The sequence below is a fragment of the Agrobacterium salinitolerans genome, assembly GCF_002008225.1.
Taxonomy (GTDB): Bacteria; Pseudomonadota; Alphaproteobacteria; order Rhizobiales; family Rhizobiaceae; genus Agrobacterium; species Agrobacterium salinitolerans.
On the sequence record NZ_MRDH01000023.1, the window covers coordinates 250532 to 274730 of the forward strand.

At 58.4% G+C, this 24199-nt stretch carries 20 protein-coding genes; 8 read left to right on the forward strand and 12 right to left on the reverse strand.

The features are described from left to right. Positions 1-74 precede the first annotated feature (74 nt). Complete coding sequence (gene bcsN, locus BS627_RS16960; protein WP_077984379.1) at positions 75-977, reverse strand: cellulose biosynthesis protein BcsN; 903 nt, start codon at positions 975-977, stop codon at positions 75-77. Between the two features lie 445 nt (positions 978-1422). Here bcsN and BS627_RS16965 point away from each other — a divergent pair, with 445 nt between their 5' ends. Further along, the gene (locus BS627_RS16965) at positions 1423-2607 is read left to right on the forward strand and encodes an AGE family epimerase/isomerase (RefSeq protein WP_077984335.1); all 1185 of its coding nucleotides are present in this window, start codon (positions 1423-1425) and stop codon (positions 2605-2607) included. Positions 2608-2657: 50 nt separating this feature from the next. Here BS627_RS16965 and BS627_RS16970 read toward each other — a convergent pair whose 3' ends face one another. Genes BS627_RS16970 through BS627_RS16990 form a run of 5 tightly spaced genes read right to left on the reverse strand, consistent with a single transcriptional unit; the run spans position 2658 to position 8108 of the window. Next, positions 2658-3620, reverse strand: a complete 963-nt coding sequence (locus BS627_RS16970) for a glycoside hydrolase family 26 protein (RefSeq protein WP_077984336.1) — start codon at positions 3618-3620, stop codon at positions 2658-2660. Between the two features lie 13 nt (positions 3621-3633). Next, the gene (locus BS627_RS16975) at positions 3634-4137 is read right to left on the reverse strand and encodes a DUF995 domain-containing protein (protein ID WP_077984380.1); all 504 of its coding nucleotides are present in this window, start codon (positions 4135-4137) and stop codon (positions 3634-3636) included. Positions 4138-4151: 14 nt separating this feature from the next. Next, complete coding sequence (locus tag BS627_RS16980; protein ID WP_077984337.1) at positions 4152-6104, reverse strand: glycosyltransferase family 2 protein; 1953 nt, start codon at positions 6102-6104, stop codon at positions 4152-4154. Continuing rightward, positions 6101-7084, reverse strand: a complete 984-nt coding sequence (gene galE, locus BS627_RS16985; RefSeq protein WP_077984338.1) for a UDP-glucose 4-epimerase GalE — start codon at positions 7082-7084, stop codon at positions 6101-6103. The genes BS627_RS16980 and galE overlap by 4 nt, the downstream gene beginning before the upstream one ends. A gap of 1 nt (position 7085) precedes the next feature. Beyond that, entirely contained in the window at positions 7086-8108 is a 1023-nt protein-coding gene (locus BS627_RS16990; RefSeq protein WP_077984339.1) for a UDP-glucuronic acid decarboxylase family protein, read from the reverse strand. 392 nt (positions 8109-8500) lie between these two features. On the opposite strand from BS627_RS16990, the gene BS627_RS16995 reads away from it, so the two are divergent. Continuing rightward, positions 8501-8851 (forward strand): hypothetical protein, encoded by a 351-nt coding sequence (locus BS627_RS16995; RefSeq protein WP_077984340.1) that lies wholly within the window; start codon positions 8501-8503, stop codon positions 8849-8851. 59 nt (positions 8852-8910) lie between these two features. On the opposite strand, the gene BS627_RS17000 is transcribed toward BS627_RS16995, so the two are convergent. After that, entirely contained in the window at positions 8911-9684 is a 774-nt protein-coding gene (locus BS627_RS17000) for a helix-turn-helix transcriptional regulator (protein ID WP_077984341.1), read from the reverse strand. Between the two features lie 913 nt (positions 9685-10597). On the opposite strand from BS627_RS17000, the gene BS627_RS17005 reads away from it, so the two are divergent. The 5 genes from BS627_RS17005 (at position 10598) to BS627_RS17025 (ending at position 17967) form a co-directional block, all read left to right on the forward strand. Then, on the forward strand, positions 10598-11566 hold the full coding sequence (locus BS627_RS17005; RefSeq protein WP_077984342.1) for a fibrinogen-binding protein: 969 nt from the start codon (positions 10598-10600) through the stop codon (positions 11564-11566). A 146-nt stretch (positions 11567-11712) separates the two neighbouring features. After that, entirely contained in the window at positions 11713-13731 is a 2019-nt protein-coding gene (locus tag BS627_RS17010) for a hypothetical protein (protein WP_077984343.1), read from the forward strand. Between the two features lie 81 nt (positions 13732-13812). Then, positions 13813-16020, forward strand: coding sequence for a type I secretion system permease/ATPase (locus tag BS627_RS17015; protein ID WP_077984344.1), 2208 nt, complete (start codon positions 13813-13815; stop codon positions 16018-16020). 8 nt (positions 16021-16028) lie between these two features. Continuing rightward, the gene (locus tag BS627_RS17020; RefSeq protein WP_077984345.1) at positions 16029-17387 is read left to right on the forward strand and encodes an HlyD family type I secretion periplasmic adaptor subunit; all 1359 of its coding nucleotides are present in this window, start codon (positions 16029-16031) and stop codon (positions 17385-17387) included. A gap of 85 nt (positions 17388-17472) precedes the next feature. Continuing rightward, positions 17473-17967: a hypothetical protein gene (locus BS627_RS17025; protein ID WP_003523808.1), complete on the forward strand. Its 495-nt coding sequence runs from the start codon at positions 17473-17475 to the stop codon at positions 17965-17967. Here BS627_RS17025 and BS627_RS17030 read toward each other — a convergent pair. From BS627_RS17030 to BS627_RS17050, 4 genes are all read right to left on the reverse strand, one after another. After that, the gene (locus BS627_RS17030) at positions 17964-19232 is read right to left on the reverse strand and encodes an O-antigen ligase family protein (RefSeq protein ID WP_077984346.1); all 1269 of its coding nucleotides are present in this window, start codon (positions 19230-19232) and stop codon (positions 17964-17966) included. The genes BS627_RS17025 and BS627_RS17030 overlap by 4 nt on opposite strands. Before the next feature lie 7 nt (positions 19233-19239). Further along, positions 19240-20496 carry a polysaccharide biosynthesis/export family protein gene (locus BS627_RS17035; protein WP_077984347.1) on the reverse strand — a complete coding sequence of 419 codons (1257 nt, stop codon included), beginning with the start codon at positions 20494-20496 and terminating at the stop codon, positions 19240-19242. A 194-nt stretch (positions 20497-20690) separates the two neighbouring features. Continuing rightward, positions 20691-21371: a sugar transferase gene (locus BS627_RS17040; RefSeq protein WP_077984348.1), complete on the reverse strand. Its 681-nt coding sequence runs from the start codon at positions 21369-21371 to the stop codon at positions 20691-20693. Between the two features lie 618 nt (positions 21372-21989). Then, positions 21990-22538, reverse strand: a complete 549-nt coding sequence (locus BS627_RS17050; protein WP_006315224.1) for a cupin domain-containing protein — start codon at positions 22536-22538, stop codon at positions 21990-21992. A 145-nt stretch (positions 22539-22683) separates the two neighbouring features. On the opposite strand from BS627_RS17050, the gene aptA reads away from it, so the two are divergent. Then, a complete protein-coding gene (gene aptA, locus BS627_RS17055) occupies positions 22684-24018 on the forward strand; it encodes an omega-aminotransferase AptA (RefSeq protein ID WP_077984349.1) in 1335 nt (444 codons plus the stop codon). On the opposite strand, the gene BS627_RS24720 is transcribed toward aptA, so the two are convergent. Continuing rightward, positions 23938-24199 (reverse strand): hypothetical protein (locus BS627_RS24720; protein ID WP_205635503.1); only part of this gene is annotated, 262 nt, incomplete at its 5' end. The two genes, aptA and BS627_RS24720, sit on opposite strands and share 81 nt — an antisense overlap.

The window sequence follows — 24199 nt, forward strand, 5'->3', positions numbered from 1 at the left end:
TCCCAACCCGGAATTTCGGCCCGGATTTTTTGCGATCTTCGCCTTGGCGTGCTCTTTCCCGCTGGTTCCGGCGATCACCTGCATCCTGGCGTCACCCCCGAACCGGACAGACATGCGGGCGACGGAATGGATACCTGCGGGACTTGCGATGGTTGCCGGCCGCCACCCGCCGGCGCACCATCGACGCGCCTGCCCGCCACCGTAGGCCTTGCAGGCTGGAGGGGCGCGCCAGCCGATGCGGGCGACGGGATACTGACTGCAGCAACGGGTGGAAGTGGCTGCGGTTCCGGCTGGGCGGGCGGCGCAACGGCAGCCGTGCGACGAACGGGCCGGGTCGGCACGCTCGCGGTCACCTCGCCGCCGGGCCGCATGGGCACCTCATCCGCCTCTATGGGATAGACCGGGTGGCCCGGCCGTCCAAGATTTTTATCCACCGCCTGCGGCGTGCCGTAAGGGTTCCAGCCTGGCGAGGCGTAGGCGCCGGTAATCGTGTAATTATACATGACCGCCAGCAGCCGCTCGACACTGGCGCCTGACTGGCAAAGGCGCAGCCGCACCTTGATGCGCCCGAGATTGCGGAAATCCTGCCGCATGCTTTCCGGCGAGCGTATGTCCTGCCAGCCATAAAGGCAGGTATCGTCGCCACGGCCGCTGCCGGCGGCATAGGCGAACGCGCCATAACCGTTCTGCAGGTAATTTGCCGACATGGCGATGTTTTGGCCTGGAAACTCGGACCGGATCTCCCGCGCAACGGAAGATGCCCTGAAACCGGAAAAAGTCAGCGCATCGCCACCGGTATCCCCTGCCTTTTGCGGACCGAAAAACTCGGCTTTGATATAGTTCTGCCCGGGGGTCGCGGCCTCAGAGCGCAAAATGACCTGCTGCGCCACGGCGTTGGAATAGGTGCGGTTGACCACGGTCACGATTTCGGGACCACCGGGCGGCGGGAAAACCAACGCCTCGGACGGAGACAACATCTGTGCGCCCCCGAAGGACCGAACGCCCGCGGGAGTATTGCAGCCCGAAAGAACCGCAACGGAGAACAGCAATGAAGTAAAGGCAGAAAATCTCACTGCCTTGCGCCCCTTTATTTCCCCAACGCCGCCCAGGTTAAAAGGAGACCGAATCACTAATGACCAGACCATTGTTACGAAATACGGGAGGGGATCAAATAAGCAATACGAATTTTAGGAAGTATCAAACTCGCGTTGTAATTTCTGACATTTTGGTCTTTCGAATCAACAGCGTGCATGGACCCACCGATGAGATGACGGAACCGACTGCCTTGTTATCGGTTAGTTTGGATAGAGATCGATAATTTTGCGGTTGCAGCGCAATATGTCCCATGGTCTACTTGGCTCCATGATGACGTATTTTTATTGGTCCTTTTTTTATTCAACTGTAAAAACAGAGAGTTGACGTATGACATTGCAATTTCCGAGCATCGCGCAGGCGCTTGCCGAAGAGATCGGAACATTACGCAAATGGCTGGATGAGGACGCCCTACCCCTGTGGTGGGAGGCGGGATCGGCCCGCCCGGATGGCGGCTTTTACGAGCGTCTCGGTCAGGATGCGAAACCGATTTTTTCCGATGACCGCCGCGCCCGCGTGCAGCCGCGCCAAGCCTATTGTTTCGCTGCCGCCGGCCAGCATGGCTGGCAGGGACCGTGGAAGGACGCGCTCCTGCACGGGCTTTCCTGGTTTGAGAAGGTCTACCGCCTTGAAAACGGCCTTTACGGCAACCTTGCCGACCAGACCGGCAGGCTGATCGATCCCTCCTTCGATCTCTACAATCAGGCCTTTGCGCTGTTTGCCGCCGCACAGGCGGCCGCAAGCCTTCCCGAGCGCCGGGACGAGATGCGCGGCCGGGCGCTCGATATTCTTGCCATCCTCGAACGCGACTACAGACATCCGGTCGCCGGCTTCGAGGAAGCGAACCCGCCGCGCACGCCGCTCTGCTCCAATCCGCACATGCATCTCTTCGAGGCGATGCTGGCCTGGGAGGTGCAGGACCCGGACGGCCCATGGTCGGCGCTGGCCGACGAGATCGCCGGTCTTGCGCTTAACCGCTTCATCGATCGCGGCAATGGCGGCTTGCGCGAATTCTTCGGTCATGACTGGACACCCCATGATAGCGACAAGGGCCGGATCATGGAGCCGGGCCACCAGTTCGAATGGGCATGGCTTCTTGTGCGCTGGGGGGCCCTGCGTGGAAACGATGAAGCGATCAGGAAGGCAAAACGGCTGTTCCAGATCGGCGAAGAACATGGCATCTGCCCGCGCCGCAAAGTGGCGGTGATGAGCCTCTACGACGATTTTTCGGTGCATGACGGGCTGGCGCGGTTATGGCCGCAGACGGAATGGCTGAAAGCGGCGGTACGGCTTGCAAGCGTCACGAGCGGCGAGGAGCGGCAGCGTTACCTCGCCTCCGGTCTCAGCGCCATCGGCGCGCTGCAACCTTTCCTCGACACCACGGTCAAGGGCCTGTGGTTCGACAAATGGCCAGCGGATAAGCCGATGCTCGATGAGCCGGCGCCGGCAAGCACGTTTTATCACATCGTCTGCGCCATATATGAGGCGGAGGCGGTGCTTTCAGCGGATCAATAATATCGAAGCTGCGGGCGAGCGGCATCGCCGCTCGCTGGTATCGATGGCGATCAAACCTTGGCCGGTCTGACCACGCGCCAATCAGGTCTGCCGAGATTGTGCGGCCAGGGATGAACATCCTTGTCATTGAAATAGACGACTTCTTCCAGTTTCGGAAAATCCGCCTGCTTCAGCGTCACGTCGTTCATCCACGGACGAACATAGGAATCGCCGCCTTCATAGCCCAATTCGGCAACCCAGACCGGCTTGTTGAAGTTTTCGACAAGTCCATAGCCCTTGCGCAACAGGTCGGTAAAGGTTTGTGGCGCGCCATATTCGATCTTATCGTACTCCTCGAGACCGAAGACCGAAAGACCCACAAGATCCGCGTAACTGTCGCCGGGGTAATAAGCCCGCAGACCATCCATACCTTTGGGTGACCACATCACCTTGACGCCGGGAACCGCCTTACGGGTCATGTCCACCATACGTCTATAGGCCGCGATGTAGTCACGCGGGTTCCAGCCCGACCAAGAGAAGCGGCCGGACGTGTCCTCCATTTCCTGTCCCCAGCGCAGGATCAGCGGGCTCTTCATCGCAGACATGCGCGCGGCGATCGCCTGCATATTCTGGTCGTAGTCGCCTCTCATCACCTTACGGCGCAATTCGTCGGAGGTGAGCCGCCAGTTTACGTCCCAGGACCAGGGTTCGACCGTGATCAGCACGTTGCGCTTGCGTTCCATCGCATAGGCATCCGCAAGCGCCAGACTGTCGAGATCCACGTCCTCCCAGGGCAGGAACAGATGTTCCGTCGCCACCCCGGCCTGGCCGGTGAAATCGCCGTGCGGATCGTATGCGCCGAAACGAATACCGTCCGCATGCAATGTCGGTCTTTTGTCGGCAAGCGTCTTCATGCCCGTCGACGTCATGGGGGCGACACCCTGTGCGTCGAGCTTGAGCACCGGATACATGCCGGCGGTAAAGGCTGCGGCGGCACCACCTGCGAACAGAAGTTTTCTTCTTGTTATTTGCATGACACCCTACTCCCTACCTTGTTGCCCTCATCGCCTTGTCGTATGCGGCGATCTGCGGCGTGACATTGTCCTTGCGGACAAGTTTGAGGAATTCATCGCCTGGGCGTGGCGGGTTGTGCCGGAACACGTACCATGGCCCGCCCTGCTTGCGCTGGTAGATCACCTTGCCGATGCGGCCGTGATCGAAACAGGTATCGGCCTTGCCTTTGCCAGCGGCGCTTTTCCAGGTGGCGCGCATGCAGAGCGTGCCGTTGGCGTCGACAGTCCAGCGGCCTTTACCGGTGGATTTCTGGCCCTTTTCCTGCGTCGCAGCGATGAATTTGCGGTCTTCGGCAATGAAGCGTCCGCCGCCCGTTTCCCATTTCCAGGTCTTGTCGAAGTACATCTTCACGACCTCGCTGGTTCTGAGCGGTTTCGGCGTCTTCGTGCCGCCTGCAGCATGGACCGCGCTTGGCAAGACCACCGCAAGACAGAGTACGAAAGCGGAGAATCCGCATTTGCTTATTGTTGTTTTCATCACAGCCTCCTCCTTCATTGTCCGACCCTATTGTCGGCCAGCATGATCTCTCCGGGCGCCACCGCTGGCGGCGGCGTCACGATGGGTTCCGCCTGCATTTCCTGCGGTTCGCGCAAGCCCGGTACGGTAATGCGCAGTTTCAGACGCACCGATCTCGCACCTTCCACACCCGCGCCGGCGACCGTGAACCGCGTTTCGGTAAAACTCACATAGGGCTGCCCGTGCGACAGGGCTTCCAGGCCGCCGATTGCATGGGAACTGAGTTCTACAGCACTTCCCGCCGCCAGCAGCAACGAGCAGGCTGCGGCAGTCGCTCCACCGCGCAATGCCGGCAGCCTGGGCAAGCCGTTTTCCGTGGCATGACGGATGAGCAGAAACACGCAGAGGCCCGAATAGATCGCCACATTGATGGCGGCGAAGATGAAGAAACCCTCCGCGCCGTTTTCACGGGGCGCCAGAACCATGGCCGCAAGGCTGAGCGCCGCCAGTACGATGTAAGGCGCGACAACCCTCAGCGGTAGCGGCGGTTTTGCCTGCATGCCCTTGGGCGTGATGCGGAAATCGACGAAGTCGCCACGGATCGTGTCGCGTATCGCCGCCAGCACCCCCAACAGCGACCAGGGCCAGCGCAAGAACAGAAATACCATTGCCTCCCAACTGAAAAGCTTCGCATCGTGCGGACGGAATGCGCCCGTGGCCCGCCAGAAGAAGGCAAAGACGATCATGATTAGTGAAACCGGCAGGAAATGCGCCAGAAACGCCGGATAGGATGCGTTGACCAGTACATCGCCGCGTATCAGCGCAACAGCGGGAAGCAAGAACATCAGCGCCATGAAGCCGGAAAACAGCGGATACCAGAGCTGCGAAAACAGGAACTGGAACTTCAGGCGCGCAGGCAGCTTCGGCACGTAGTGCCTTGAATATTGCAGCAGAATAGTCATCAGGCTACGCGACCATTGGAATTCCTGCACGATGAGATCGGCAAAGGTCACCGGGCCGTCGCCATGGGCGATGGCGTTGACGGCGTGGACGCCGCGCCAGCCGCCGGCGTTCATCAGAAGCGTGGTGGAATGATCCTCGGCAAGCTCCGGGCCAAGACCGCCGACCTCGCGCAGGGCTTTCGTGCGCACGGCATAATGCGAACCAATGCACAGAGGCGCCCAGCCATTATTGTAACCCAGCTGCAACGCGCCATGCAGACTAGCCTCGGCATAAAGCCTGCCGCGCGCGGCCCAGCTTTCACTGGCATTGGCGTCGCAAATGCTCGGGGCCGAAACATAGCCAACTTTCGGATCGGCAAAGGGACGGATGATCTCGCTGAGATATTCCGGCTCCGGCACATGATCCGCATCGAACTGAGCGACGAAATCATAACGCTCGTAACCGTAACGATCGTAGAAATAGGCGAGATTGCCTTCTTTGCAGCGCGTGCGCCGCGGCCAGGTCTTGCGATGATATTCGGCAACACCCTGTCGCGTGGAAACGAAAACGCCGTGCGCACCACACCATTTCAGCGTTTCCGCATCCGGAGCCTCATCGGCAAGCCAGACGTCGAATTCCAGCCCTCCCTGATCGAGCCCTCTCTGATCGAGCATGGCCAGAAGCGTCTTTTGCACCACCGCGAAGGGTTCCGACGGCGCCTTGGTGACAACCATCGCCACCCTGCCCCGTGGCAGAGGGGAGCGCCGGTCCACGACCCTTGCATTCAGGAAGATGAAGATGAAATAGGACGGCAGAAGCGTGATCCACGCCAGAGTGATCGTGACGACGGTGTAATAGGGCCAGTCGATGACGCGGTCGCGATCAAGCCACCAGATCCAGAACCAGGCGAGCGTCACCAGCCAACCGCCGATGCCGAGGCGATAGGCCAACCGGTTCCAGCCGGTGAAGACCGGTTGCATCCTCAGGTCGCTGGCAACGGCGACCGAACGGGTCGATGGAACGGAAGCGGCGGAACGGATCTTCATGACCGCACCTCCAGTCCGAAGCCGGGACCTGCCGTGCGGATGATGGTGTCGATATCCGAACGCTTCGGAATAAAGCCGAGCGTCTCTTCCGCACGCTTTATATCCGCAAACAGGGCCGGCGGATCGCCAGCGCGCCTTGCGCCGAAATGGACCGGAACCTCCTGCCCCGTCACGCGGTGGATCGCGCGGATGATATCGCCGACCGATGTACCGTGCCCGGAACCGAGATTGACACGCAGCGTCTCTCCGCCATCGGCAAGATAATTGACGGCGGCCACATGGGCGTCGGCCAGATCGCTGACATGGATGTAATCACGAATGCAGGTGCCGTCGCTGGTGTCGTAATCCGCCCCGAAGACATCCAGTCGCGGCAGCCTTGCGGCCGCAGCCATCAGCGCCCGCGGGATCAGATGGGTTTCAGGCTCATGGCGCTCGTAAAGCTCACCGTCCGGATCGGCGCCGGCGGCATTGAAATAACGCAGCGCCACGAAACGCAGACCGTAGGCAGCAGCATAATCTTCCAGCGCCATCTCGAAGATCAACTTGGTGCGCCCGTAAGGATTGACCGGCATCTGCGCCGTCTCCTCGCGGATAGGCAATTGCGGCGGCACGCCATAGGTGGCGCAGCTGGAAGAAAACACCAGCCCGCCGATATCCTGGTCGAGACAGGCATCCAGCAGCGAAAGGCTCCCGCCGACATTGTTGCGGTAATATTTGCGTGGATCCTCGACGGACTCACCGACATAGGCATTGGCGGCGCAATGGATGACGAAGGCCGGTGAGAACTCCCTGAGCGTGGCTTTCAAAAGGCCGCGATCCAGAATGTCGCCCTCGATAAAGGGGCCCCAGCGAACCGAATCCGCGTGACCCGTCGAGAGATTGTCGTAAGCGATGGGCTTGAAGCCGGAGAGGGCAAGCGCCTTGCAGATGTGGCTGCCTATGAATCCGGCCCCGCCCGTGACGAGGATTGTGCGGGGCATCTCATACGGCCTCCGCCACAGCCTTACCGGCCAGCAGTGCATCGAAATAGACGATGGTTTTTTCCAGACCGATCTCGAGCGGCACACGCGGTTGCCATCTCAGCAGCTCGTTTGCCCGTGAAATATCGGGGCGGCGTTGCTGCGGATCGTCGATCGCAGCGGGCAGATGCACGATGCGCGAACGGGAACCCGTCATACGGATGACGATATCGGCGAGCTGCCGTACCGGAATTTCGCTCGGGTTGCCGAGATTGATCGGCCCGGTGCAATCTTTCGGCTTGGCCGAGAAGCGCAGGAAACCGTCGATCAGGTCATCGACATAGCAGAAGGACCGTGTCTGGCTGCCATCGCCATAAATGGTGATGTCAGCGCCCTTCAGAGCCTGGACGATGAAGTTCGAAACCACACGCCCATCGTCGGGTCGCATGCGCGGTCCATAGGTGTTGAAGATGCGTCCCACCTTGATATCGACACCGAAACTACGGTGATAATCGAAAAACAGCGTTTCGGCGCTGCGTTTCCCTTCATCGTAGCAAGCTCGCGGTCCGATTGTATTTACATTACCGAAATAGGTTTCCGGCTGCGGATTGATGTGCGGATCGCCGTAGACTTCCGAGGTAGAGGACTGCACCACCGTTGCACCGCATCTGCGCGCCACTTCCAGTACATTGACCGCGCCCAGGACATTGGTGAGCAGCGTACCGACCGGATCGCGCTGATAGTCTGGCGGCGAAGCCGGCGAAGCGAAGTTGAAGATCAACGATACATCAATGTCATAGGGTTTGCGCACATCGTGCTCGACCAGCAGAAACCGCTTATTGTCCCGCAAATGCGCCACATTCGCGGTGCGTCCGGTCGAAAGATCGTCGAGACAGATCACCTCGTGGCCGCTGCTCAGCAGGCGTTCACAGAGATGAGAACCGAGAAAACCGGCGCCGCCGTTAACGAGAACGCGTTGGCCAGGTCTCCATTCGGAGTAGATGGTGACGCCGTTGTCGTGTTCGTTGGGAACGAAATTACGCATTACACACTCCTCCCCAAGAGGAATCAGCGCAGCTGATTCACCTAAACTGGATCAAACCCCAGATTGTAAGATGTATTTAATACCACCCTCCGGTTTTTACTTCTTTTGGAGGTTAATATTTTCGATCGGATAAATTTCAACTTTCATGATAGGCGCAGAAGAAAACAGGTCAACTTCATTTTATCGAAATATTACAATTGATTACCCAAAACCACTCGAAATAGCCCTTGATTTAATACTTTTTAACTATGCCTCTATTATGCCTTTCTTATTGAGCATTAGCGCAAGCTTCGCTCAACCAGTCGGGGCTATGCTGGTTTTGTAAGGCTCGGTCCACCGGGAACAAAACCGCCCGGCGAGATGCGACAGACAGTCGATTTCAGGGGACACACATGACGAATGAAATGCCTTATTCCCATAGCGGCAAAGCAGCCCGCCATTGTCGCTTCGCACTTGTTGCCTCGGCACTTGTAACCTTCACCTTCGCGACGGCTTCATGCTCCGTGGTCGAAGACGCCGTTCTCATCAAGACCGCGTCGGCCAATACCGCCGCGATCCAAGGCCGGGTCGCTCCGGCGAAGGCGACCTACGGTTATCAAAAAACCGGCAACGTGGCCGTTACGCTCGTTGCCGACGCCTCGGACACGCCCGCGATATCGCGACAGTCCTACTCGGGTTCATCTCCCTATATCTGCTCACCGAGCGGATTCGGGCAGAAATCCCGCTGCTTCCTGAGGCCCTAAGCCTCCTGGAGAAACACCGGAAGGAACCGGCGTCCGGACGGCTCTCTCCGTCCTGACGCTCAGTTCTTCCAGCCGCCGGGGAAGGTCGTGTCTTCGTCCTTGTTAAAGAAGCGCGACGCAGCCTCCGTGCGGTTGCGCACGTTCATTTTCTTATAGATATTGCGAACGTGAACCTTGACGGTGTTCTCGGACAGATGCAGCCGATCAGCAATGATCTTGTTTTGCGTTCCCTTGCAAAGCAGATCGAGGATTTGCACCTCACGTGTCGTCAGCGCCGCCACGTCGCTCCTGCCTGCGGCAAGCGCATCGGCGCGGTTGGCGATAACGGCGTTGCTTTGAACGCTCTTGCCGCTGACGGAAGAAGAATAGGGCGTGAGTTTGCCGAGAAGGGCAGCCGGAAAATGTTCTCCGCCCTTCATCAGCAGATCGACGGCCGCCATGAAGACATCGAGCCTGAGGTTGAGCGGCAACACGCCGTCAATGACGCGCATTCCCACCAGTCTTTTCAACGACTCCTCGAATTTCTCGATGGTTTCGACAACGAGCGCGATCGGCGCATCGGGATGTTTTGCCCGAACCTCCGATAGAACGGCGTGAAGACGATCGCCAGACATGCGGTAAGGCAAAACCAGCCGTACATTATTACCGTAATCGTCTTCGATCTTCCCCGACGACCTCACGCTTACCACCGCGAATGTGGGGAACTTTTTGCCCAGCGCCTCCATGAGGCACTCGGAAAACAGGTCCGGATCCGCTATGATCAATAAAGTTCCATTTATAGGAGCAACGGCGTTTTTTTGTTTTGCCGCATAATCTGACGTTCCCATGAACATTGACGCCTCCCTCAAGCGCTTACGCATTACTTTCTTTTGGTTGTGCTGCCTGTTGTCCGTCGGCTATCTTCCCCCCCCCTCATACTTGGGGGCGAATCTCCGCCTTAAGTCCTGTCAACTATTATTAATCACCCGTTAATTAATACACGCTAATACGAAAAGCTGTGTAAATAAATGGCCCAAACGGGTTATTTTTTACAATTGACATACAAAACAGGCTACGACGCAATAGAATCCCCTATTCGGGAACGCCCACAAAAACAGGCGCATCGGAAAAGCTTTCGCTGTGGTTTTGCAATCCGGGAATATATAACTTTTGGTTGATATCCCTTTACATAGCTTGCCAGCGAACGAAGCGCGGAGCTGTTCCTTTCCGGGATAAAGATCATTTCCCGCCGCAACTAACCCTGGTTTCAAAGAGCCCTCTTTACCCGCCGAAACCCTCTTAATCTCCGGCCAAACCTACGACGCGGCACACCGGACAACCCTGCGGCATATATATTCGGGGTAACAGTGCCGATATGTTTAGCCCGAATTGATATCTAGGAAGCGCAATTTTTCTGCGGCACAGTCTGACCGTCGCTGAACGGCGGCCGATGGAAAGACACCTCCGGCCTTGACGTGTGTTTGAAAACGCCGGTCCCTTTTCAAGAAAACATGCAAGCAAAAAGACGAAGCCACCGCGCTCCCTGCTGGAGCGAGGAACGGATTTGTGCGCCTTTTTACCGAGTAGCGCGCAAGGGCTGAACGAAAAGAGCCCGTTCACGGGCCAATACCGAACCGCAGATGATGCGTACCGAGTGCATCTGCAAAACATCAATCTTCATGCTACCTGGAGCAAGCGCGATAAAAATCCCGTTTTAGATGAGAGGGATTTCGAAAGCTGCTCCGAGCTTTTTCGGAGGAAATCGAAATGGGTTATGATCACAAGGCATCTGGCAGCGACGACGATATCACCAAGATCGGCGCGCTTTCCGAGGGTTTTGCCAACACCTCGACCAATGACGCCAAGGTCGATGACAGCAATGTCGGCACCGCAAACGGCGAAAACCGCAACAACGACAACAGCGACAACAGCACCAACGTGGATGTTGACGCCAAGATCGATGTCGACGCCAATAACGGTGACAATCGCGACAACGACTATGACTGGAGCTATGACAGCAAGTCGTATAGCGACAACGACACGACCGTCAAAACAAGCACCGAAACCAGCACTGATATCAAAACCGACTACGACTGGAGCTATGAAAGCAAGTCGTACAGCGACAACGATACCAATGTGAAGACAATCACGGATACGGACAACAAGACGTTCTCCTATTCCGACAACGACACCTCCACCAAGACCACCACGACCTCCGACAGCTTCAACTCCGCAGACAGTTTCTACAAGTCTGATGACGACTTCGGCAACATCATGGGCGTCAAGGATGTTGGCAACCTCGGCGTCGCCGGCGGAGATCTCACCTTCAATCTGGGTGACGACTTCTCCTTCACCCTCGATGTCGACAATATCCTCAACGGCTCGCTCAACGGCGCCGGCAATGACACCGGCTTCAGCATGGTGCAGGCCAACCACCTGGCGGATCAGGATATCGCCTACGACGTCAAGATGCAGAACGGCGGCGCTGAAAACCACCTGAGCGCCAATGCCGGTGACGCCTACGGCGCCGAAGGCATGGACGGCAAGGGTTGGGACCTCAAGGCCGGCGACGACGCAGCAGGCACCAGCACTGCGGATGCATCGGCAATCCTTGCAAATTCCGGCTTCCATCTGGAACTGGTGCAGGGCGCCAACATGCTCTCCAATGCAGTTGATGTCACGATCACAGGCGGTAACTCGCATGTATCTGACGTCGGTGAGGATACCAGCGCCTGACGAGCGCCTCTCGAGAAAATAGCTGCACCGGCACCTACCGGTGCAGCTTGCGGTTGAACGACCAGGTTGGGTAAAACGAAGCACCGCCTCTGAGACGTGTGCCGCCCGCCTCCCCGTCAGCCGCAGCGATCAGGGAGGGACCTCCGATGCATATCGACAAGATTTCGGACATGATTGCGCATTTCATCGGCCTGTTCGACACGGTGATCGAGGAAGCGCGCCTAAGAAGCAACTACAGCGAAGGCCCGGCATACTCAAATCCGGACCGTCTGCCGGACGATGAGGCGGCAAAACTGCTCGACAAAAATTACGATGTTGCGCTCAAGGACTACGATCCCGGCGTCAACTACCGCGCCGGTTATTATGATTTCGATTATCTGCAGCCGCATTTCGCGCGCATGGTCGAATACGACATGCAGCAGCTCGCAAATGCTGTCCCTATCGATATTTCCGCCGCCCATTTCCGTTTTCCCGGCCGTCTTTCGTTCGAGGAGGAGCACGAACTGGTGGTTCACACCGGTCCCGGCTCGGTCATCGCACATGTGACGCAGGTCAATATTCTTCAGGACGACGACTACCTGAACATGACGGACGGCCCCTATGCGGCCCGCGATACGAGCTTTGTCACCGCGCGCACCGTCGAGTTCTACAATGAGGCGTCCACGTTCACGCCTTTTGCCGGTTTCCAGCGCACAGACAATTACGATGCCCTGCAGGCGCTGGCCAAATCTGCGCACGACTATATCGCTCACGCCCGCGAAAACGACGCGACGTCGCTCGGCACAGGCGCGGATCAGGATTTCGTTCTCGCCGGCCACGACATCGACGGGCTTTATATCAACGGCTCGGTAGCCAGCGAAAAGCCGATGCTCGACGACTACATGCCTGATCGCGGTATCGCCAAGCCGGCAGAAGAGCCGGAAAGGAGCGATGTTTCGCTGCATGAGGACAGCCCTGCCGGCAACAGCCTCGATGTCGCCGCAGGCGCCAATGTCGTCGCCAACATCGCCACGCTGGTCAATACCGGCGTCATGACGTCGGTAACCGCCGTCATGGGCGACTATCACCAGATCGACGCGATCACACAGGCCTATATCTATAGCGACCGGGACGAGATCGACTCCGTTTTCACGCGGTCGGAAGATCAGGCGGCGACGGCAGCCTTCAATATCGCCAGCTTCGAGCGCAGCGTCTATCCGGGCGCGGAAAACACGGAGAACAGCAGCCAGGAAAACGGCGAACCGCCGATATTTCCCACCGCCTGGCGCGTCAGCGTGCTGGAAGGCGACGTTTCCTTCGTGCACTGGATCGAGCAATACCAGTTCGTCAGCGACAACGACACGCTGACGATAACGACCTCGGGCGCCACCGTAAGCCTGCTGACAAGCGGGAACGCCGCGCTCAACATTGCGAATTTCCTCGGCATCGGCATGCAATACGACCTGATCATCGTCGGCGGCAATGTGCTGGACATGAACATCATCAGCCAGATGGCCGTGCTTTACGACAATGACTGGGCGCGCGCCAATCCCGATGCACCGGCAGGCGCCACCATCCAGTCCGGCAACAACCTGCTGTGGAACGATGCCGCCATTCACAACGTCGGCAGCAACGACCGTTTCGAAACCATGCCGGATTATATGAACCAGACGGTGAACGCCATCAACGAGCGCGATCCCAACATGCCGGATGCGCTTGCTCATGACGTCAATTTCGTCGGCTATGAGGGTCTGAACGTCCTCTACATCACCGGCAATCTTTATGACGTCAGCATCATAAAACAGGTGAGCGTACTGGGCGATTCCGACGATGTGACGCAGGCGGCCGCCAAGCTCGCCGAAAATAACGAGGACGCCACCATCCATGTCGACACCGGCAGCAATGCCGTCGTCAATCTGGCGCAGATCATCGACTACGACAGCTTCGGCTCCACCACCTATGTCGCCGGCGGCGTTTATTCCGATGCCATACTGATACAGGGCGGCATCATCGAAAACGACATGTCGCAACCCCAGCAAGGCCAGCTGGCGAACGAGGTCATTGCCTTTCTTCACGACGATCCCGCCACCATCGAAAACGAATCCAATGGCGTCATCAATGCCGGTCACGACCTGTCATGGTCGAACGGGCATTCGGCCGACGTCATGCAGGCGGTGACGGCGTAGATTCGGTTGGCGGGGCGATAACCGCGTCCCGTCACGGCCGAACCGCAAACACCGTGAGATCACCGAGGGGACCGATATAAAATGGATCATATTTCTAGAAAAACCATTGCCGACGGACGCTCGCTGGACTTGCCGCTGGATCAGGACGCGGAAGACAGCAAACTGACGGACGCCTGTATTTCAGCAATCAATGAAGCCGTCGAAAACCTTCGCCAATTATCCGGCGCGGAACAGACGGCGAAAGAAGTTTCCACCCCTGCACAGACCGCCTCCCCACAAGTTCTCTCCCAACCGCATGCAAAAACGGAGCAGGCGGAAGAGTTGCGGGATGTTCCCCCGGAAAGGCCGGCACCGCAACGGGACCGGCAACCCGCCTCCCCGCCGGAACCACAGGCCAAGATCGACAATGGCGACCTGCCTTTCGTCAAGACCATCGACAATAATGACGGGCCGGTCCGTGAAAACGAACGCCGGCCGGTGACGGGCGGCGGCGGCAAGGAGCCGACGGACAATGGCGGTGGTGGCGGTGGTGGCGGCGGCGGCGGTGGAAGCCAGAGCGGTTTTCACAAACGCAGCGAGCCGATCAATTTCGCCGCAAGCCTTGCCAAGGGCATCGCCGCCGTGCGGCGTAACATGGTGGTGGTGATGCTGTTCACGGTCGCCATCAACATCCTGCTGCTCTCCATCCCGCTCTATCTGTTCCAGATTTCCGACCGGGTTCTGACCAGCCGCTCGATGGATACGTTGGTGATGCTGACTGTCGCCGTCATTGGCGCGGTTCTGCTGCAGGCCTTCATGGACGCCATCCGCCGCTTCATCCTGATGCGCACCGCCGTCGAACTCGAGGTGCAGCTGGGCGCGCCGATCCTGTCCGCCGCCGCCCGCGCCTCCCTGCATGGCAACGGCAAGGACTATCAGACTCTGCAAGATCTGCAGCAATTGCGCGCCTTCCTTACCTCCGGTACGCTCATCGCCTTTCTCGACGCGCCATTGATGCCGCTCTTCATCGTGGTGGTCTATCTCGTCCATCCGCATCTCGGCATCATCATCATGGTTTGTTGCGCCGTGCTGTTCACCATCGCCTGGCTGAACCAGCGCTTCACTGCGAGACAGTTCGCCGAAGCATCAGGTTATCTCAGCCGCGCCAATTTCCACCTCGATTCCATGTCGCGCAATTCGCAGATCATCAATGCGCTCGCCATGATCCCCGAAGCGGTGAAGATGTGGGGCCGCGAAACCGCCGGTTCGCTGAAATCGCATGTGGCGGCGCAGGATCGCAACATCATGTTCTCAGGCGTCTCCAAGGCGGCGCGCATGATCACCCAGGTGGCTCTGCTCGGCTGGGGCGCGCATCTGTCGCTATCCGGCGAACTGACCGGCGGCATGGTGATCGCGGCCTCCATCATTTCCGGCCGCGCGCTGGCGCCCATCGAGGGCGCGATCGAAGGCTGGCACCAGTTCAACAAATCCGCCGCCTCCTATGGCCGCATTAAACAGCTTCTCGTCAATTCGCCGCTAAATTTCCCGCGCCTGCGCCTGCCCAACCCGGAAGGGCGTCTCGACGTCGAGCGCATCCTCTTCGTACCGCCGCCGCAGAAGAAGGTGATCTTGAACGGCATTTCCTTTTCGCTGAAAAAAGGGGAATCGCTCGCCATCATCGGCAATTCCGGCTCCGGCAAGACGACGCTCGGCAAGATGCTGGTCGGCTCCATCCTGCCCACGTCAGGCAATGTGCGCCTCGACCTCATGGATTTGCGTAACTGGGACCAGCGGCAATTCGGTGAAAGCATCGGTTACCTGCCGCAGGATGTGCAGCTTTTCCCCGGCACCATCAAGGCCAACATCTGCCGCATGCGCGACGATGTCGAAGATCGGCAGATTTACGAGGCCGCGGTACTGGCGGATGTGCACGAACTGATCGCCGGTTTCCCACAGGGTTATGAGACCGTGGTCGCCGCCGATGGCGCGCCGCTTTCTGGCGGCCAGAAACAGCGTATCGCACTTGCCCGCGCCTTCTTCGGCGATCCCAAATTCGTGGTTTTGGATGAGCCGAACTCCAATCTGGATACACAGGGCGAACAGGCGCTGGCCAAGGCGCTGCTGCACGCCAAAAGACAGGGCATCACCACCGTCACTATCACCCAGCGGCCGGCGCTGCTTCAATGCGTCGACAAGATCATGGTGCTGAAAGACGGATCGGTCGCCATGTTCGGCGAAAGGATGGACGTGCTGAAGGCGCTTTCCGGCAATGGCCGCCAGGCTAACCAGTCCCCGCAAATCGAGGGTTGAGGACCGTCATGTTCAAAAAGAAAACCACCATTGCCGAAGTCAAACCCCAGGGCCAGCTGGAGTGGTACAGCGAGGTGCCGCGCTCGATCCGCCTGCACAGTTCGATCGGCCTTGCCATGCTGCTCGCCTCGTTCGGCGGTTTCGGATTCTGGGCCGGCACCGCACCGCTCTCTTCCGCCATCATCGCGCAGGGCAGTTTCGTCGCCACCGGCAACAACAAGGTGGTGCAGCATCTGGAAGGCGGTATCATCAAGGAAATGATGGTCAGCGAAGGCGACACGGTCAAGGAAGGCGATGTCCTTCTGACGCTGGACAAGACGACGGCGCTTGCCAACGAGCGCATGCTGCAACTGCGGCGGCTTCGCCTCGAAACCATCGTGGTGCGCCTACGCGCCGAGGCCCAGGGCGCAAGAAGCTTCAAGGTGCCCGATATCGTCATGAAGGAAGCCGGCGATCCGGATATCACTTCCATCATCCAGAGCCAGAACATCGTGTTCCACAGCAAGCTCATCAAGCTGGAAGAGCAGCTGAACCTTATCGACAAGAACATCAAGTCGCTGGAGTTCCGCTATGCGGGGTATGAAGGCCAAAAACAATCCTTCGACCGGCAATTGGCGCTTTTGACACAGGAGCGCGACTCCAAGGAACGGCTCGCCAAGGACGGCGTCATCCGCAAGACCGACATGCTGGCGCTGGAGCGCGCCATCGCCGACGCCATGGGCGATATCGCCCGGCTGAGCGGCGAGATGAACCAGAGCGAGGCGGAAATCGCCAAGTTCCGGCAGGAAGCGGTCATTGCCGTCAACGCCAACAAGCAGGCGGCACTCGATGCGCTGGAAACCGCCGAATCCGATCTCGACAGCGTACGCGAACAGGTGCGCGGCGCGGCTGAAGTGCTGGAACGCACCATCATCCGCTCCCCCGTCAACGGCACCGTGGTGCGCGCCTATTATCACACGCCTGGGGGCGTCATCACGACAGGCAAGCCGATCATGGAAATCCTGCCCGCCCATGTTCCCCTCATTCTCGAGGCACAGGTGCTCAGAACCTCCATCGACCAGCTGCATGAAGGGCAGACCGCCGCAATCCGCCTCTCAGCGCTCAACCGCCGCACCACGCCAGTTCTGAACGGCAAGGTCTTTTACGTTTCAGCCGACAGTATCGAGGAAAATGCCGGCCTTCAGGTCAAGGACGTCTATATCGTGCGCGTCCAGATACCCGACGAAGAGATCGCCAAGGTCCATAATTTCCATCCCGTGCCCGGCATGCCGGCCGACGTGCTGATCCAGACCTCGGAGCGTACCTTCTTCGAATATCTGACCAAACCGATCTCCGAAAGCATGTCCCGCGCTTTCAAGGAAAGATGAAGAAATAACAGGGATTTACACTGTCAATCCCGCCCCTGTCGGCATATAATGCCCGTATAATTCTTTTGGGGTGGGGGAAGCGGGCATGGCGGCGATGTCGGATGTATTGCTGCTGGTCGGCAGGCTGAATTACGTGTGGACCAACACGGAAAGCCTGATGATCTATCTGATCGTCCATCTCCTGAAAGTGGAGAAGGAAGCGGCAATCGTCGTGTTCCTGACGCTTAACACCACACGGGCGCGCATGGATCTGATCGAGCGCCTGGCGAAGCTTCCTTCCACCGATGCGAAGGACCGCAAGACCATACTCTCCATCATGGCGCGGCTGAAGAAGGAAGCGAAGACGCGCAACAAATATAATCACTGCATCTATTCCTTCGATGAAAAAGGCGAGATCGCCAGCACGCAACTCATGCGGCTGGTGGAGGATGACAGCCAGGTGCGCTACGGGAAGGTGGAGCGCATGGACGAGAAAGAAATCGGGCAGCTGGAGAAATCGATCGCCGACATCGTCGATGTCAGCAAGGACATGTGGAGTTTCATCCACGCCAGTCCGCATGTCTCGGCGGATTATCTCTAGGCTCTCGTTTGCAACCGCATTCCGATTGCCGGGTGTTGCTCGCTCCCCTCAGAAACCCTTGCCGGAAGACATAGTTTCCCGGCCGCGAAATAAAGCAGGAACGAGCCTATCTGGTAGGGGAAGATGATGTCGATCTCTACGAAGGAACGCACGACAAACAGGGCGCAGATCGCAAACAGGATGACGCCCTGCGGATCGCTCTTGCGCATCAGCACCGAGCGCAGATGCCCGAGCAAAGTGCCATAAAGCACCATGCCAAGCAGCAGCATGCCGACAAAGCCGTTTTCCACCACGGTCTCGATGTAGGTATTATGGAAATGAAAGCCGCTGCGGCCGGTAATGAAGAAATCGTTCCACAACCGTTCGGCATCGGGAAAACCTGCAACCCAGAATCCCTGATAACCGACGCCGAGGATCGGCGTCTGTTTCGCTGCCTCAATGCCCTGCTGCCAGAGGTAGGTTCGGCCGGTCAACGTCGAATCCTTGCCGAAAATGCCGAGAATGGCGTCCAGCAGGCCGAATTGCAGGGAAGCGACCGCCAGCAATGCGCCGAGACCACCGAGCACAAAAAAAGTCATCTTTCGGTTCGCCGGCGAAAGCATGCCGATGGGAATGAAGCCGATGATGAGCGCGACCACCGCCGCCGTGGTAATAGTGGATGTGGCCGATTGGGACGCAAGGAGGCTATAGGCCGACAGGAGCCCGGTGACCCCGGCAATCGGCAACCAGATGCCCCTTTGCTTGAGCACCAGCACCGATGCGGCGGCAAAAATGACGCCGAGCGAGGCATAAAAGCCGAGCTGGTTCTTGGAAGAGAAAGCGCCAACGAAACTATAGGTGCCATCCAGCGCATCGAAGAGATAAATGCCGAACAGCAGCGAATAGAGCAGAACGACGGCGATGCCGATCAGCGCACCGCGCGTCAGCGTCCCGATCGAGATCACCCGCATGGCGATCAGCGCGCAGACGATATGCGTCATATACTGGATGGAGGCACGCATGGTCACCGACGCCGCTTCCGACCAGAAACTGGACAGAACCGTCAATGTGCCGAAGGCGAATATCCAGAGATAGCGCGGATAATTGCCGAGCACGCGCCGATAATCGACCACCACCAGCGGCAGCCACATGCCATAATAGGCCAGAACCGAGATTTGCCCGAAACGCGACGAGTAAGCGAAGACGAAGAATGACAGCGCAACCGCCGTCATTCCGTAAATTTCATTAAGTTCGGGATCGATCAGCGCCGATTTGGCGATCCGCATAAAAACCTCACTGCATCAGGATTTCAGACGAGACCTTGATGACATCGCCGGGCTGGAGCATGGCGTTTTCATCCACTTTCAGCTCCTTCGGCTTGCCGTTTTCCTCACGCACCACGACATAGCTGATCGTCGCGGACTTGCCCGACGGATCGAAACGGATCGCTTCTGCCGATTGCGCCAACGCTTCCGACATCAATTCGCGGCTGGTGGTCAGCTGCAGGTTAAGCTTGTCCAGTTCCGCTTCCGTGTCCTGCAATTCCTTGGAGCGCTGCGCCACCCAGTCGTTGCGCAGGTTGATCTCGTCCTGGGTCGCCTTGTTGATATCCTGTTTGGCGCGCAGCGACTGCGTATCGATATCGAGCAGGTTGGATTCCACTTCCGCGGCGCGTTCTTCCGCAGAAATACGCCGTTGCGACAGCGCAAGCCCCTGCTCGTTCAGCCGGTTGACGCGGTCGCGGTCCTCGTTGGCAAGCTGGAGCTGACGGTTCTGCGTTTCCGATTTCTTCTTCAGGGATTCGACTTCGCTCTCCAGAAGGGCGTGGAGGTCCGTTAGCGCCTTGAGTTGCAGGGTGTAACGTTCGGTGCGCGATTTCATCAGCGCGCTTTCGCTGGCCAGCAGCAGGTCGATATCGCCGATCTTTTCCATTTCAGGCGTCTTGGCGATGGTCGCGTCACCCTTGACCTCGGCAATCAGCCGCGCCTGACGGGCAAGCAGCCTTGCGCGCTGATTGTCATAGACGGCTGCGTCACCGCGGGCATTGATGAAGTCGCGGGCAAAGCGCTGCCCGGCATCCGAGCGCCGCAGCCCCCCGGCAAGGCTGACCGCCTTCAGCACCGTGAGATTGGCGGCATAGGGATATTCACCCGGCGTCTGCACATCGCCGCTCAAGAAGATCGGCCGGAACTGCGCGATTTCGACGGAGGCCGAAGGCAGGTTGCGAAGGGCGAACTTGCTCTGAAGCTGGGCTCCAATCTCTTCACTGACCTCCGATGGGGTCTTGCCCGCAACATCCAGTTGGCCGATGAAAGGCAGAGACAGCGCCCCCGACGGACCGACGGAATAATCACCGTTGATCACATCCCAGTTGCGGATGCTGCCATCCGCCGGCTGCCATTCGGCAACGCGGATACGCAGCTTGTCAGCGGTACCGAGCTTATATTGGGCGCCATCCGCAGCCATGGCGGAGAGCGGCGCGGAAAGGGCGACGGAAGCGGCAAATACGAAGGCCACAAACGGGCGGCGGGCGGCAGACAAGCCGTTCATCGGGAAACTCCCTGTTAGCGGATCGCCACACGGGCGAGCCGGCCGTCGCGCAACTGGGCAGGGCCGTCTGCGCAGCGCCGCGAAAAGCGGCCGGTATGATTAGCACCAATGACGCACCCAAAGACCGGACTTGGGATCCCGGTCGGGGTGCGTGTCGAAACGAAGATCGATAAAGCCGAACTCAATATCGGTTTTCAGTAGCTTCCGCGTGAAAGGCACACGGCGGGTATGGTCTTGACGATGATGAAGACATCCTGACGCATCGACCAGTTCTGCACATAGTGCGTGTCGAAAGCGACGCGTGTCTTGTAGGATACGTCGTTGCGGCCGCTGATCTGCCACAGGCCGGTCAGGCCCGGGCGGGTGCTGAGATAATAAGCGGCGGCGCTCTCATAATAACTCAGTTCTTCATCGACGACCGGGCGTGGGCCAACCACGCTCATTTCGCCGCGGATGATGTTGAGAAGCTGCGGCAGTTCGTCGAGCGAGAGCTTGCGCAACACGGCACCGACGGCAGTAACCCGCGGGTCGTTCTTGAGCTTGCGGGTGGCGCGCCATTCTTCGGCCGCTTCCGGATTGGCCGCAAGATATTGCCGGAGAATCTCATCACCGTTCATCGCCATCGTCCTGAATTTCAGGCAATGGAAGTAGCGGCCATTATGCCCCACACGCCGGTGACCATAAAAGATCGGGCCGGGATCGGACAACTTCACCAGCACGGCGATCAACAGGAATATCGGGCTGAAGATGAGCAGCGCAAGCGCAGCCGATGTCATATCGAAGCTGCGTTTTGCGATGCCCCCGATAGGGAAACTGACATCGAAATCTTCGGAGCTGCTGAGTGTCTGTTCAGCCGATTGGGTCGCGGACTTCATAGAGAGAACTCCATTTATGTTTTGCGATTGGTCGGTGCCCGGAGGCGCGTCTTTCCGTCTAAAGGAGATAACAAGTCTGTGTTCGGAATTTGATGCTAATGGATTTTTTGTAAGGCACATTGGCCATAACCGTCTATGCGATTTCTTGCGCGAACGGCCGATCAACGTCCGAGCAATATTAACGGTTGCATAAAAAAGCAACAAATGCGCCGACGGCCATGTGTGGAGAGCATGGGTAGTACCGCGCCATGTATTGGGTTTTGGACCTTCGGCGGTCTTTTCTTATATGTTTCTTATGACTTGCGCAGATGGGACAGGAACGCCAAGAAAAGGCATCTCTCGAAAAGACTATTAAAGTTTTTTGCATCGCAGCAAGATTTTGGCAATGCATATAAAATTTGACATATTGGCCGGGATTTTTTGCCCGTCATTGTCGCTACGCCAATAAAAAGCGATGGAAAAATCGCAAGGAGGGCGCAAAGACGGCAAAAGCGTGGCGAGGAACCGCATTCCCGTCATAGCAGCCACGCAAAATTGCCGTAGCTCGTGGCGTTTTTTCTTCGCCCGGCGGGATTTCACCCTATCACCGGTGCCACAAACCACCGTATATGGCGGGAATCAGAAGGTCGGTGGCGTGCAGGCACTGATCACTTCGCAGGGCACCGGACCGACACAACGGAAGCGGTGGGGCCTGCGGCTTTCGAAATAATAGGCATCACCGGGGCCAAGCACCCGCCTCTCCTCATCGACAGTTACTTCCAGACGCCCTGAGAGGATGATGCCGCCTTCTTCGCCATCGTGAACCAGCGGAACCTTGCCGGTATCGGCGCCCGGCTGGTAACATTCCTTCAGGATTTGCAGGCTGCGGCCGAAAACATTCTCCCCCACCTGCCGGAAGGAAATCGGCCCCTTGCCGATTTCAACCAGTTCATCCGCCCGGTAAAAGGCCTTGCGGCTGGTTTCCGGCTCGAAGGCGAAAAACTCGGCAAGACCGATCGGTATGCCATCGAGAATGCGTTTCAGCGCGCCGACGGATGGGTTCGACGTGTTGCTCTCAATCAGCGAAATCGTTGAATTGGTGACTCCGGCACGCCGTGCCAGTTCGCGCTGGGAAATATTGTGACGCAGCCGCAAATGGCGCAAACGTCCGCCTAAATCCACCGACATGCGCAAGCCTCCGTTGCCCTTGTTCGAAATATCGAAAATATGGCTCCACACCTATAACATTTTCAATAGCTTGGCCACGGAAAGAAAAGGGCTTGTTCAGTCGAGAAAATAGCTTTCAATCACCGGCAACGAACAGGAGATCACCATGGACAATCCGAACCGATCCAATTCCACCTCGCTTGACAGCTACTGGATGCCATTTACCGCCAACCGGCAGTTCAAGGCCAATCCCCGCCTGCTGACGAGCGCCGAAGGCATGTATTACACCAGCAATGACGGCCGCCAGGTTCTCGACGGCACGGCTGGCCTTTGGTGCGTCAATGCCGGCCACGGCCGCCAGCAGATCGCGTCGGCCGTCAAGCACCAGCTTTCGACCATGGATTATGCGCCCTCCTTCCAGATGGGCCATCCCGTCGCCTTCGAATTCGCCGAACGGCTGGCTGAAATCGCCCCCGGCCCGGAAGGCGCAAAGCTCGACCGCGTGTTCTACACCGGCTCGGGTTCTGAATCGGTCGATACGGCGCTGAAGATCGCCATCGCCTATCAGCGCGCCATCGGTCAGGGCACGCGCAGCCGCCTGATTGGCCGTGAACGCGGCTATCATGGCGTCGGCTTCGGCGGCATCTCCGTGGGCGGCTTGGTCAACAACCGCCGCGTTTTCCCGCAAATCCCTGCAGATCATCTGCGCCACACGCATGATCCGGCCAAGAACAGCTTCGTCAAGGGCCAGCCCGAGCATGGGGCCGAGCTTGCGGACGATCTGGAACGGCTGGTCGCCCTGCATGGCGCGGAAACCATCGCCGCCTGCATCGTCGAACCGGTCGCCGGCTCCACCGGCGTGCTGGTGCCGCCGAAGGGTTATCTGGAGCGTCTCCGCGCCATCTGCGACAAGCACGGCATCCTGCTGATTTTCGATGAGGTCATCACCGGTTTCGGCCGCATGGGCTCCACTTTCGCCAGCAACTATTTCGGTGTTACCCCAGATATCGTCACCACGGCCAAGGGCCTGACCAATGGCGCCATCCCCATGGGTGCGGTTTTTACCAGCCGCAAGGTACATGATGCTTTGATGCACGGCCCGGAAAACCAGATCGAACTGTTCCACGGCTATACCTATTCCGGCCACCCCGTCGCCTGCGCCGCCGGCATCGCGACGCTCGACATCTACCGCGACGAGGGTCTCTTCACACGCGCGGCCGAATTGCAGGATGTCTGGCACGACGCCATCCATTCCCTGAAAGGCTTGCCCAATGTCATCGACATCCGCACCATCGGCTTCATCGCCGGCATCGAGCTGCAATCGCGCGACGGTGCTGCCGGCGCACGCGCCTATGACGTCTTCGTGGATTGCTTCGAGCGCGGCCTGCTCATTCGCGTCACCGGCGACATCATCGCCCTTTCACCGCCGCTGATCGCCGAAAAATCCCATTTCGACGATATCGTCTCCATCCTCGGCGATGCGCTGAAGCGCGCGCAGTAAGAAACATGCAAACAAAAAAGGGCCGCGCTTCGAAGCGCGGCCCAGACCGCTGACAAACCCGTCGATATTTTCGGCGGGTTTTTTCTGTTTCGGGATGATTACGTTTTGTTGTCGTCTTTTACGATGCTGGATGGGAGATAAGATGAGCCTCGTTTCCTCATCCCCAGGCGGGTTTGGGTGC